Here is a 13,324-nt window from a genome sequence, read left to right on the forward strand (position 1 = left end):
AAACCGATGCCCATGCATCGGTTTTTTATTATCTGTCTTATGTCAGAACTGCGTTGTAAACGTTAGAACTTAAAGCACTAATCGAATCACATTCTCAGCTAATGCTTCATCGTCATCTTCACTTAATCCGCTAATACCAATAGCACCAATCACCTGCCCTTGATGCTTAATCGGAACCCCACCTTTGAATCCGGTGATTTTTGAGTCCGTCCAATAGCTGAGATCTTTGCCAGTTTCTCTCGCCCAAGCGCCTAAATTACCACTCGGTTGTCTATCTCTAGCTGAGGTATAAGCTTTGTTTTGAGCCAACAAGCCTGCTTGCACGCTAACATTGTCCATTCGGGAGAACGCCAGCAGTTCACCATGTGTATCACATACACTCACAGCGATGGATTGGTTGTTGTGCCCTGCAATGTCGAGCGCACTGTACACAAGTTGCTGTACTATTTTTTGATTCAACATGTTCATCCCCTATGGCAATGCTTGACCACGTGAGTACACGTATAAGTTGTACCACTCTTCACGAGTGAGATTAATCTGAGTCGCAACCGCAGACGCCTTGATTCGCTCTAGATTGGTGGTACCGATGACAGGCTGAATACCAGCAGGGTGACGACGTAAAAACGCCAACACAATCGCTTCGCTTTCTACGCCATATTGATTCGCTAACTGCGCGACATAATGCGCGGTCTTCTTCACATTCTCATGTTCTGAATATAAACCTTGCTCAGCAAATCGACCTTGTGCCAAACAGCCCCAAGCTTGCAGTTGGATATTATTCATCTGACAATGTTCAAGAGTACCTGCAGCGAAGTCTGATTGATGGTGCCCTTGCGAGTTAATCATCACCCCATCATTCAACCAATCCAATTTGGCTAAGCTCATCTCGACTTGATTCGCGACGATAGGTTGCGCGAGCGCAGATTGCAGGTACTGGATTTGGTGACTGTTCATGTTAGACACACCAACGAAATCCACCTTGCCCTGAGCTTTCAGATTCTCAAGCGTTCTTGCCAATTCATCCAACTCCATCAAGGGATCAGGACGATGCAAAAGCAGCACATCTAGCTTTTCAGTATTCAATCGCTTCAAAATACCTTCTACTGATTGGCTTACCCAATCTGCAGAGAAATCATAACGGCCAACGTTACCTTCACCTTCAAAGCGAATGCCACACTTGGATTGAATGAACATCTGATCACGTAATTCAGGGTCTTGTTGTAACGCTTGGCCAAAGGCTTGCTCTGCTTTGCTGAAAGTATAAATATCAGCATGATCAAACAGGTTAATTCCCGACTCCAGTGCGGTGTCGATTACGCTACGTGTTTGCGCTACATCAGCGGTCGTGACCGGGTTGTCGTTCCAACCACCTCCAAGCCCCATGCATCCATAGGCGATTTGCCCAACACTCTCTAGGCGGTGTGATAGTGGGATGTTCTTTTGATTATTGTTTTTGTTTGTTGAATCAATGCTGTTCGTCATACCTGATCTCGCTTAGAAGGTTTGATACCAATAAATATGCCTCTATCATATTGTTCTTTTTAAGAAACAGAATATGCTAGTAACGAAATTATTGTTTGGTATAGCGAACAATAAAGATGGGTAGCTTTGAAGGAATACGCGAATGAACGAGCACAAAAGAATAGAACGTCTGATCCTATTTGTAGAACTTGCTCAGCAACTTAACTTTACCAAGGCAGCGGAAAAGCTTGGTATATCCAAGAGCTACCTTTCAGAGCAAATCAAACGACTAGAAAGGGACTTACAGTGTCCATTGCTTGTAAGAACCACGCGCAGTGTACGACTAACCCAAGAAGGCGAACGCGCACTGCAACAAGGTTTAACGATACGCTCTCAAGTGTTGCAGCTCGAGCGCAGTGTTTCAGAGCAACACGACATCGTAAAAGGCACTTTACGCCTTACGGCACCAAAGATGTTTACAGAGGTGTTCCTGTTCGATATCTGCCAGCTGTTTAGACAGCAATACCCCGAGATTCGCTTTGAGATTAACAGCAGTTACACCAACTTTAATCTCAACCACGATGATATCGATATCGCCTTTCGTGCCACCAATACTCCGCCAGATAACATGATCGCGAAACAATTGATTACCTATCAACACGATTTGGTTGCAACCCCCAGCTATCTTAACCAATTTGGTCGCCCCACCAGCGTGAGCGATTTAAGCAATCACCAATGCTTAGCAACGCTTCATCAAACTGAGTGGCCTTTAAAATCGGCAAATATCGATGTGTCAGGTTGGCTCTCAAGTAATGACAATCACTTACTCAAGCAACAAGCCATGATAGGAAACGGGATTATTCGTATCGCGAGTTATTACGTTGACAAAGAAGTTGAACGTGGCGATTTAGAGCGAGTATTACCCGACGAGTGCTTACAACAAGGGAACAGTATTTACCTGTTCTATCCGCAAGTCATCTACCCTGCTAAAAAGCACCAAGTGTTTATTAAGTTTGTTCAGAATTACTTTGAAAGTTTGAGTCGATAAATGATGGACTAGTGATTTAAGGCAAGGGAAAGTAACTGATTTAAATAACACGAAATAGGGTTTAAATAATCCCTTCGTTTATATACCTATATTTTATTAGGGGTTATTGGATAATAATAAAGCGCTTTTACTCGTCCTCCTATTAGTTATCTTATTTAATTACAGAAAATCGTGCATTTGTTCAATAATACAATGAGTTAACTATGAAGCATCATCGTGATTGATATATGATTCAACACCTCAATATGCTGCATTAAATTGACACCAGTTCGGTAACGGGATCACCATGAGCTTTATTATACTTTTACTTCTTCTACTCTTCGTTTTCATAACACGCTTACTTCAATGGCGAACAACTTCCACTTTTTTATCTCTTGTTCTTATATCGTCATTTGTGTTGATTGGTTCAGGTTTTATCCCTCGCTATTTATTAGACGACCTACAAGCGAATTACGAAAGTAAGCCTGAGATCCAATGGTCGGATAATAATGCGATTGTTCTTCTGGGTGCAGGAACGCAGCTAATTAAAAGTACACAAGAGTTCGAACCAGCCTTTTTCTCTTATGGCCGAATCAGTGAAACGGCAAGCCAATATAAAGATTGTGCAAAAACGCAAACAGCATGCAAAGTGATCATCAGTGGTGGTGATGCTCAGAATAACGGTGTCACAGAGGCTGAAATTTACGAGCAGCAACTGCTTAGGCTTGGCGTTCCAATGGGCGACCTTATCCAAGAACCGAACAGCGTAAACACTTGGAAAAATGCGCAACTGACCAGCGACCTGATGAAACATCACCAATTCGACAACATTGTGCTGGTTTCATCTGGCCTGCACATTCGCCGTAGTGAACTCTACTTCAACCACTTTGGATTAAACGTGATTCCGGTAAGAGCCGATTACATGGCGGCTCAAATTTCATGGCTGCCACTGTGGTATAACTTTGCGGTAACAGACTTTGCTCTGCATGAACAAATCGGGGTTGCTCGATACAACATCTACAACTTTATGGGTTGGAACAGCAAACGCGAAAAACCAGGCGACGCGTAATAAGACACTCGCCGATTACCGAAGGCTGCTCTTAGTAAGGTAGTCAAATCACTATAAATGAAAATGCAGTGAAAACCCTTGGGTTATCGCTGCATTTTTGTATCTGTTTTGTCTATGTTCTTTACCATCTATGCAAGACAATCAGTATCAACCTGTTTGTTGAACTCGCCACCTTTCATCATTTCATCGAAAGCCTTACACACACCTCAAAAGGTATCCCGTACCTGAGTACGCACCGCTCAATAAAAAAGACAGAGAATAAAGAGAAAAATCCTTATCAAATGACACTTCAATCACTAAAAGCACCTGAAATTAAAGAGAATTTCTTTTCAATTCAATTCAGTATTTTTGCGATCGTTTTATATGACAGAGTACACGCCGCTAGGAGCCCTCGGCTTCAAATAACACATATAAATAATATCTAATAAAAAAGCCAAACAATGGCAATTAGGAACTCATTAATGTTCAACGTCAGTAAAACTGCGCTCTTTATCGCTGCCACATCATTAACGTCTTATTCTGTTAATGCCAAAATCTATTCAGACCAAGTCGTGTTGGATAACCTCGGTGAGGATGTTTGTCGCTCCGACTATCGCCCACTGACTCATACTGAAGCGCAGGAACACAAAGCTGCGCTTGTTTCTCGTATGAACGTTTGGGATATCTTTGGTCTTAAAGATGATTGGGTGATCATGGGCTCTGGTTACCACGGGCTTATTAAGCATGGAGAGTTAAGTGACAAAACCTGGTGTTACCCCAATGAACCAGAAGCGGGGTTACCATACTACCCAGCGCAAGCAATCCAAGAAAGCAGTAACCTTGGGGTTCAGAGAAGCTTGGTCAATGACAATGCATACTTCATCAGGCCATTAGCCTATCTCGCACACAACCTTGGTTATGCATGGGTAGGTGGCGATGACGGACTCTATGTTGGTCAAGACATGGCGATAAATCAGCTTAACGATGGCTGGGAGATCAAGGGAAATAGTAATGGCAGTTGTACAGGTGACCGTTGTAATGAGAAAACGACAATCACCGTCGATAACTTCGCTTACACGCTCGATACGAAAGGCTTCTCATACGGTACCGTTGAAGAAACAGACCAAGAGCTAATTAACACCCTCTCAGCTTACGCCATCAATAAGACCGAGCAGCCTAAACAGATCATCGTCGATCTTCATTTCTTACAATCAACGCAGTGGAATAAGACCAATCGTTTTGACCTTGCAGATGTTGTCTTGATGAACGAAGACTTTAACTGGCCTCAAGCTGGAAAAACCGATGTTCGAGTGATGTTAGAAAAAGGCCAGCATTTCGCTGATACCAATAGTGGGCAGCGCTCTAAGGCGAGTGACCTTCAAGCCATCTTAACGGTACCTGCTCGATCAGTTTTACCATTTAGAGTTGAGTTCTTACGCTCTACCATCTCTTACCCTTATCGCATCAAAGCTAATATGAGTTACGACGTAAACTTCACAGGCTTTCTTCGTTACAGTGGTAATGCGTTAGTTTCACACCCGACTAACCGCCCTACGCTCTCTCACACATTTACCATGGGCACCAACAGCGAAGAGCAAGCGAATATCCGCTACCAATGGGACCACCGTTATATTCCCGGTGAGATGAAATGGTGGGACTGGAGTTGGGCAATCAACGAATATGGCCTGAGCAGCATGCAATATGCCGCTGGCGCGAGTGTTCGCCCCTTCTACTCTTATGTTTCTGGTCAGTTTAATGCCGAGTCACAATACTCTGGGATGATCGATATCGGTGCTGAGCACTCTGTCGATTCATTTGATGCCGTGAACATATTAACCAACCACAAAACCTACTATGCGGGCGATATAACTGTTGAGACCGATTTCGATCCTGAAGCACTAAATCGACTCGGTTATCACGATGCTCAGCTAATGATTACTCCAATACAACACTAAAAACACGCCTGTACTCAAACGCTAAGCTCATCACTCCTGTGGTGAGCTTTTTGTTACCTCCGTATCCAAAAGTAAACCAAAGCACTTATTCAACAACTGTTCTGGGCAGGTTCCCTCTGTCGTCAGTGAACACTGTTTGAGAAGTGTTTTTCCTCCCAACCACCAAAGAAAGGCACTATCTAAATATGACCAAGAAAATCCATTTATGGCGGTTCGCAGCCATTGTCTATAGCCCCTTATCCGTCGCATTTTGTCTTAGTGACGACGTCCAAGATACTCAATCATTAGATGCGATTAACCAGAATCGTATTACGTCCTGGGCTCGAAACGAAGTTTATTCAGAGCCACAGTTTGGCATTGCACTAGGCGAACTTGAGCACGATGCTCATACAAACTCTTTCTCGGCAGCTTGGCCACAAACAGAGCAAGCATTGGCGAGCGTCCCGCAAACTTTTGAAAGTACACTAAGCGAACAAAGTCTATTTAGCCGCCTCGGTAAAGCAGGATCTTCTACGCTCGAAGTTTTAGGGCCAGTTGGAGATGCGGTCGCCGTGGGCCTTTGGCTAGACAACATGGTCAGTACATTCTCTCAGGAATCCTCTACTCGTCTTGATGAAGCCGCTTCTGTATTTTCCATCGTTCCTCTCGTTGGTGATGAGTTAAACCTATTGTCGAATGATATTAAGTACTTCGCAGCGAAAGAAAAAATTGAAGAGTTTGAAAACCAATCACATTACGTGTTTAGTGACCACTCGCCAGATTTTTATCGCTTCCATCACAAAAAAGAGGACGCAATTGCTCTACTTAACAAATACGACAATCACGTATTACAGAGTGCCAAAATGTATGTCGACCACTTACTTCTTGAAGCTGACACAGAATATCGACGTCTGACCGCTGCATACGATAGGCAACTTTCTAAGCAAATGGCACGCATTGATTTAGAAATGTTGAAATCTATCGCGCATGTATCGCCTGAATCAAATCTGCACCAACCTCTATGCCACAACAGTCACTCCTCTTTAATAGAACTAGAACGCTGTATTCGCACTGAAGGGCCCTCAAGAATTGACAATTTAGTTAATAACCTAAACAAAGATGACTACCACGCGCTCGCTTTAAAATTACATAGCAAGAAAAAAGAGCTCGTTGAAATCGCTTTACGCCGACTATCCACGCACAGAATGAACATAGTAAAACGGCTAATAGAAAGGTCAAAACCTCACGTCACATCGATCATAACACACAGCAAAATCAACCGAAGTACATTGGAATTTCAAGTCAGGCAAAGTGGATTGAGAGAGTATGCAAACGAAGTTTGGGGACTTGATTATCTCAGTGAAGAGCAACTTAAAACGGCTACCTTACTGATACGCCCAGCCAGAGAGTGTTGGGGAGTTCCTGCCATTGTACCCGGAGGCATTCAAGCCTCTGTCGATGCATGTAAAGACTCTGGTGCATTATACGATACTTACCACCCTATAAAGGACCCAGAGTTATCAGAAGTGTTGCTAAAAAAGGTTGAACTTAATGTCGAAGAGCATGTTGCATCGAGAGTTATTGCTGGTTGGCCAGTTGGCTTATTTAAAACTCAATTAATCAACACTGCTAACGCCTATATATCTGGCCAGTCGTCGAACAAACTATTTGAAGAGCTCCTGTCCAAGTTAGCAAACAAAGAGGCTCTCCCCTACCAAACGTCTTTCAATGATTACTTGGAGAGCAAAGGAGTTGACAGCTCAGACCCCAATAATCGCAACAGTTGGTATCAGATTAGCCGTTGGTACGAGCTGCTGCTAACAGAACGACCAAGTGGTGGGGTATTAGATCAAATCAAACAATATGAAATTTTTAAACACTTTATTCAGCCTCAATTCAAGATCGCTATTACCCTTTCTTACATACGCTCTCTCAATTACTCAGTACCCTACCCAAGCGTATACTCTGCAGCAAACCTTAGGTTTTATGCCCCTCAAATGGCAGACATACTCGATAACGTGATGTCGCAACCTGGCGCTCACTTTGAGCAAAACTTTCAAAACGCCATTGACAGCATAACGGAAAAGGCGATGAAAGCGACAAGTGCCAACCAACTTCAGTATTTATTGGGCGATCTTTCTCTCTATCTTCAAATCGCACAGCATCAACAGTCAGAATCAAATATATCAACCAACAGTAAACATCAACTGTTCAACAGCACGCTATCACCTCTTCATCTGAGCTACCTATCACAAGACCATCAAGACAACATTGCGTTTCAAATTGGGGAAATCTCTACCCACCAGCTTTGGTCAGACCTAGTTGATATCAAGAGCGCGTTAAGCCAAGGGGATATTCAAACGGCAGTAACACAATTAGGAGCCATCGTTAAAGAGGATGACTTTCCCATGCTTCCACACATCAACCATATGCTGCTTAGAGAGCTAGAAGATTGGATTGAAATTCAATTGGCATTAGAGGAATAAGTCTATGAAACATAAAATTACACTAACCCTTTTGACCTTGATGCTGCTCATCAATTCAAGCCATACATTTGCTGGAAAAGGATCTGAATTTGGACTCTTTTATGATGATCCAGACGGCGTAAGAGTCATCGAAGGATACAATTCCGGGGCTTATGGAAACCTTTATCGCATGTCCAGAAATCTATACGTGCAAACCAAGAGTGACGCCTACCTTGCAGACATGAGCGTATTGATTCGCAACCTGCAACTATCGCCAACAGGACGTGAGATTTTGCGACAAATCGCGACCTACGAACCAGTAAATGCGCCCGATGATGCTGTTGAACCACTAATAGAGCATACGATCGGAGTCGATCAATCAAAGGCCACTGTTGTCACGGTGATCAGGGAACCTGAAGGCCCAGGCCGACTATTCGAGACAGTACCTTCGTTGTTCGAAGACCAGCAAAAGGCTTCACTGGCATGGCAACGACAATTCAATGGCAAAGGTGTATCGAATACGATTCTCTTCTCCACCACAGAGATGGTTAACATTCCAGGAAAGAACACACCATTTGATCAAACCGTCGCTTTAGGACATGAACTCATCCACGCTCGAGATTTTTCTTCTGGCGCTGTTCCACAAGGCAGTACACCTCTGTCTCATCGACATCCCGACACCAACCAAATCACAGAATATGTCATTCCGAATTATGAGTACCAAACGACAGGAATTACACACTACGACAATGCTGAAAATGGGCGAGATCCTGTAACGGAAATCAGTAGTGCAAGACAATCAATGATCAACCTACGCGAAGAGATGCATTTCCATTGGAAAGCGCTCGGACAAGAAAAGGCTAAGGCGTATTTAAAAAATGAAAAAGTGGTGAGCGAGTTTCATTTAGCTGATGATCTAGGAAAAGAGAAGCGCAATACTTATTGGCCAAAAGAGCATTACGACTATCAACCCTACCCCCTTGAAACTAGACCATCTGCGACACCTCAGCACGCACCTAAATGGGATACCTTAGAAGGAAAGCAAGCTCATATAGAAGTTAAACAAGCACTCCAAAAGTCATTAAGTGAAGGGAATAAGCCAGCGATTGTTATCGTTGATGCTACCGAACAGCGCCTTTCTCAAAGCCTGCAAAACTCGCCAGCGCTTACACGAAGAGGCCTTAGTAACCAAAGTTCCATTTTGAAATACGCAGCTCAGAACGACATCAAAGTGGTCAACCTATACAGTGCCGCGAATGAAACGCCACTGAGCTCGCTAAAAAAAAGGAAAAAGAACCTGCTATATCGAGCGATTTCCGGTCAAAAAACAGGGGAGACACAAGGTTACCGAGACGTTCAATATAACGAAGGCAACCAAACAGCCCTAACCTCGGCACTGGAAGACAATGACGAAGTGTTAGTGATGGCCTACTCTGACGGCAAAGTGACAACCAATATTATCGACAACCTTTCAGAAAACATGCAAAAACAAGTAGTGGTATCGCGATACGCTAACTTGGATTACCAACCATCAAACCTCAGCGCAGAAGAGAGCACAGCCTGGAAATCACTAAGAAGAAAAGACAATGTAAGAATGCTTGGAGGTGGCAGCCGCTCTCGCTTCAATATATGTAGCATCCAATAAATAAGGCTCAAAAAGACGGTTTGCCATCAGTAAAATGTCGTATACAACCGGCCCTTTGTTAGTGATTAACCGCAATAGCAAAGGGCTGGTTTATGACACATAAACTCGTTGCGTGACTTAAAAATGCAATCACAACGACACAAAAGTTTGAGTTAATGAAGCCGGCTAAAGACAGAGATCCCTAACAGGAGGAGCTATGAAATACTGTCCATGTTGCTCAACAGAGCTCATCTCACGAGATGATGTACACATTTGTCCACGTAACGAAATCGGTGACTGCTATTTTGACGGGTATGAGCAATCTCATATTGAATATCATCAGCTCAAAGACTACCCACAAGATTCAGCGTTCGATATCGCAGAGGTCATCGCTGACTAGCTCTAATAGAGTTGAAAAACGGAGTTTGTCTCGCTAGCAAATCGTTTCGGCTTACGTTTATATTCACCAAAATTAAAAAGCCCTGATGTTAATATCATCAGGGCTTTTTTGTCTTTCAGCGCCATAAACATACAGCAAATCTAGAAGTAATTAGCTAACCATTACCACATAAGATCATCTGGGATGACGAAGTCTTTGTACGGATCATCTTCATCAACTTCATCGCTACTTGCCGTTTGAGTATCAACGATTGATTCTTCATCACGCATAGCGATTTTGTTTGCTACCGCTGTTGGAATAACCACATAGCTTTCGCCCTGACGCGCAATACTCAAGATACCTTTACTCAATTGCTTTTGAGTCAGCTCTTCTACGTATAGGTATTTAACCAAAGTACCGTCGGTGAAGTTATATTTGATCTCACCATCTTTCTGGTCAATCTTATTCATATCAATCAGCTGTTTCACTTGAGCTTTGATCTCTTTGCTCAACTGTTTCTCTTTCAGCTGCTGGTTTAATTCTTTGTCTTTTGCTTGCTGCGCCAGTTTGTTTTCTTCTGCCGCTGCTTTTGCTTCACGAGCTTGAACGCGAGACTTTTTAGAGCCTTTCTTCGCCTTCTTTAATTTTTTCTCATTTACCAAGCCAGCTTTAAGCATCTGCTCTTGGAGTGTTAACTTTGCCATGACTTTCCCAGTTCAGGATTAAAAACGGCACTATCATACCTGTTTTTCGAGTTTCTGTTTACCAGATAAGAGTAAATTACTCAACAATTCCAAAATTAACACATCCTCTCAAAACGACTTATTGTTCATTCTCTTAACCGATACCAATTCACCTTCCAACTTTATTGCGCGCGCGTAACACTTCTCATTCCATCAGAACAATATTTTCACCTTCAATAGATGGTCAAATTTATAAAACCTTGGCATATATCTCATAATTTAATATTGCTTATAGAGTTATAACTCAAGCGCAATATCTATTGACTACGTTATTCATTACACCCATTAGTAAGGATAACGTAACCAATGAAAAATCAATGGACTAGCTTAAGTGCATTACTCGCATCAGCTTCATTCTTATCTACCTCGGCTATCGCCGATACCGACGTGTATCTGACCAATAACACCAATCAAGTAATGACGATTCAAGCCAGTCACAGTGGTACTGACCTCCTAAAATATGGAGACGAATGGCAACAACACGTTGAACAAATTGGCCCTTGGGAGACCAAAAAACTGATCAGCTTTAATCGTTGGACGGGCGTCAAATCAGGGGAAACTTATCAATTCAACACTGTGGTTTCGAATACTGTGGGTGAAAGTATCACTCTTAATCAAACCATGAAGGGACACTGGTACAACTCTACTCTACAACATGGCTTAAGTGCTGCTGATGTTAATTTGAGACTCTACGATGACCGTAATATTCATCGCAGTACGACCGATGCCTTTGACCTGAATACCGAGCTCGCACTCAAAGCTGATAACACAGCACGTTACGATGACATTCACTACACCATCACTCCAGAAAAAGTAGACGAGCAACCGAACCCTGATGCGAATACGTTGAAGGTCATGACGTATAACATTTGGGCTCTTCCTGCGATCGCCTCCCACATTGGCGACCGCTACGACCTGATCCCTCAGTATGTCGAAGGCTACGACGTACTCGCACTTCAAGAGGTGTTTGCCAACGGTCGAGATGAATTCTTACGTGAGCTGGCCAAAGAATACCCTTACCAAACTAAAATGCTCGATAAAGATGGCATCAACATCTACGACGGCGGCGTCATCATTGTCAGCCGCTATCCTATTGTTAACGAAGCTCAGTATGTGTTTCCCGACTGCACTGGTACTGACTGTTTTGCTGACAAGGGCGTGAACTACGCAGAGATCATCAAAAATGGACAGGCATATCACGTGTTTGGTACTCACACCGCATCGTTCGACACCACAACGGCACGTAACTACCGACAACGTCAATTCAGACAAATGCGTGAGTTAGCCGTATCGCTCGATATCCCTGCATCAGAAACTGTGATTTATAGCGGCGACTTCAACGTTAATAAGCTTAAGTTCCCAAGTGATTACCAAGAGATGTTTGCTAACCTTCAAGCGATTGAACCCGAGTATTCAGGCTATACGGCGTCGACATTCGACCCACGTATTAATAACTTCGCTGGCGAGCCAATGTCCGGTGGGGAAAACGTCGAATACCTAGACTATGTCGTGGTCAGTTCCGAATACGCAGTGAAAGCGCATAACAATAACCGGGTTGACGTTCCCCGCTCTACCAGTAATGAGCTTTGGAAGCATTACAATCTTTCAGACCACTTCCCTGTTAGTGCAGTCATCAAGTAACGTGGTGAAGAAGAAATGCAGCGCGTTATATTAATCATCATGCTCATCGCATTGGTGGGCATGATTAGTTATTCATGGTCATCGAAAACACCAGAAACATCCACGGCTTTGGTTGAACAGGAAGCAGTTGCGCAACAAAGCGATGATTACCCTCTCATTGAGAATCACGAAACCGAAAGACAACAAGACGCTTTGCGCCAACCCAATCTGCCTGTAACGATTGATGGCAAAGCGTATGCTGAGCAGTTGGTTAGCCTTGAAGGTAAAAGCTTGTTCAGTGAGTTTGACCAATTTTGGGCACAATGCGAACAGACCAACAACTGTAAGGTACAACTATCGCAACTAGAATCTGAGTTACCAAAAGAATGGTTTGAATTACTGAGCAACTATCCTGCTCTCTATTCAGAGTGGAAAACTATGGAAAGTACCATCCCTCTCGACTCTGTAGATAACTTAGAGGCGCGCGTTGCCTTGTTTAAGCAATCCGCGCAACAGATATGGGGTGAGTTAGCCCACCAGCTGTTTTCCGATCAATTTGCGCATTTAGACTTTACGCTTAGTGCAAAGGCAGTTAATTCGATAGAAGCGAACGAGTTTACTTTGCACTATCAAAAATTACTGTCGCAGTGGCAAAGTAAAGCCGAAGCATTAAACGTAGAAACTAAAGCACAACAATACGAGCTCGCTATGTCATTACTTCCGAGTAACTTTAGCCCAACCGAGCTAGCCTCCATTAAGGCAGAACTGCAAGAGATATATTTGAATGAATCACAAGCAAGCAACATTGTGGCTCGTGAACAACAAGTAGCGAAGCAACAGCAAACGGTGGCAACTTATCATGAACAATTCGCTCAACTAAAGTCGTCCTTAGATGTACTGCGGTCTACCAGCCATAGGGACTGGAGTACCCAAGAGTGGGATACATACTATCAACAACAGGTGTCTGGCTTTCGGGAGACCTTCTTTAAATAACCTCTTTGGACAATCTAGCTTCAAATCACC

At 43.3% G+C, this 13,324-nt stretch carries 11 protein-coding genes; 8 read left to right on the forward strand and 3 right to left on the reverse strand.

Translation table 11 applies throughout. The features are described 5' to 3' along the window. Positions 1-69: 69 nt before the first annotated feature. The gene (locus F0232_RS10925) at positions 70-462 is read right to left on the reverse strand and encodes a heme-binding protein (protein ID WP_171750777.1); all 393 of its coding nucleotides are present in this window, start codon (positions 460-462) and stop codon (positions 70-72) included. A 9-nt stretch (positions 463-471) separates the two neighbouring features. Beyond that, complete coding sequence (locus F0232_RS10930; protein ID WP_171750778.1) at positions 472-1,482, reverse strand: aldo/keto reductase family oxidoreductase; 1,011 nt, start codon at positions 1,480-1,482, stop codon at positions 472-474. A 142-nt stretch (positions 1,483-1,624) separates the two neighbouring features. Between F0232_RS10930 and F0232_RS10935 the strand changes: the two genes are divergently transcribed. The 6 genes from F0232_RS10935 to F0232_RS10960 all read left to right on the forward strand — a co-directional run bounded on the left by F0232_RS10935 (position 1,625) and on the right by F0232_RS10960 (position 9,959). Further along, complete coding sequence (locus tag F0232_RS10935) at positions 1,625-2,509, forward strand: LysR family transcriptional regulator (protein ID WP_171750779.1); 885 nt, start codon at positions 1,625-1,627, stop codon at positions 2,507-2,509. 286 nt (positions 2,510-2,795) lie between these two features. Continuing rightward, positions 2,796-3,557: a YdcF family protein gene (locus tag F0232_RS10940; protein ID WP_171750780.1), complete on the forward strand. Its 762-nt coding sequence runs from the start codon at positions 2,796-2,798 to the stop codon at positions 3,555-3,557. A gap of 461 nt (positions 3,558-4,018) precedes the next feature. Beyond that, positions 4,019-5,491, forward strand: coding sequence for an aerolysin family beta-barrel pore-forming toxin (locus F0232_RS10945; RefSeq protein WP_171750781.1), 1,473 nt, complete (start codon positions 4,019-4,021; stop codon positions 5,489-5,491). A 185-nt stretch (positions 5,492-5,676) separates the two neighbouring features. Beyond that, positions 5,677-7,956, forward strand: coding sequence for a hypothetical protein (locus tag F0232_RS10950; protein WP_171750782.1), 2,280 nt, complete (start codon positions 5,677-5,679; stop codon positions 7,954-7,956). A 4-nt stretch (positions 7,957-7,960) separates the two neighbouring features. Beyond that, positions 7,961-9,580 (forward strand): M91 family zinc metallopeptidase, encoded by a 1,620-nt coding sequence (locus F0232_RS10955; RefSeq protein WP_171750783.1) that lies wholly within the window; start codon positions 7,961-7,963, stop codon positions 9,578-9,580. A gap of 196 nt (positions 9,581-9,776) precedes the next feature. After that, a complete protein-coding gene (locus tag F0232_RS10960) occupies positions 9,777-9,959 on the forward strand; it encodes a hypothetical protein (protein WP_116870442.1) in 183 nt (60 codons plus the stop codon). A 161-nt stretch (positions 9,960-10,120) separates the two neighbouring features. On the opposite strand, the gene F0232_RS10965 is transcribed toward F0232_RS10960, so the two are convergent. Continuing rightward, positions 10,121-10,642, reverse strand: a complete 522-nt coding sequence (locus F0232_RS10965; RefSeq protein ID WP_171750784.1) for a DUF2058 domain-containing protein — start codon at positions 10,640-10,642, stop codon at positions 10,121-10,123. A gap of 345 nt (positions 10,643-10,987) precedes the next feature. Between F0232_RS10965 and F0232_RS10970 the strand changes: the two genes are divergently transcribed. Both F0232_RS10970 and F0232_RS10975 read left to right on the forward strand, forming a co-directional pair. After that, a complete protein-coding gene (locus tag F0232_RS10970; protein ID WP_171750785.1) occupies positions 10,988-12,322 on the forward strand; it encodes a sphingomyelin phosphodiesterase in 1,335 nt (444 codons plus the stop codon). Positions 12,323-12,361: 39 nt separating this feature from the next. After that, complete coding sequence (locus tag F0232_RS10975) at positions 12,362-13,294, forward strand: chromosome partitioning protein ParA (RefSeq protein ID WP_105057838.1); 933 nt, start codon at positions 12,362-12,364, stop codon at positions 13,292-13,294. The last annotated feature ends 30 nt before the right edge of the window (positions 13,295-13,324 follow it).

This window comes from Vibrio sp. T3Y01 (genome assembly GCF_013114525.1).
Taxonomy (GTDB): domain Bacteria; phylum Pseudomonadota; class Gammaproteobacteria; order Enterobacterales; family Vibrionaceae; genus Vibrio; species Vibrio chagasii_B.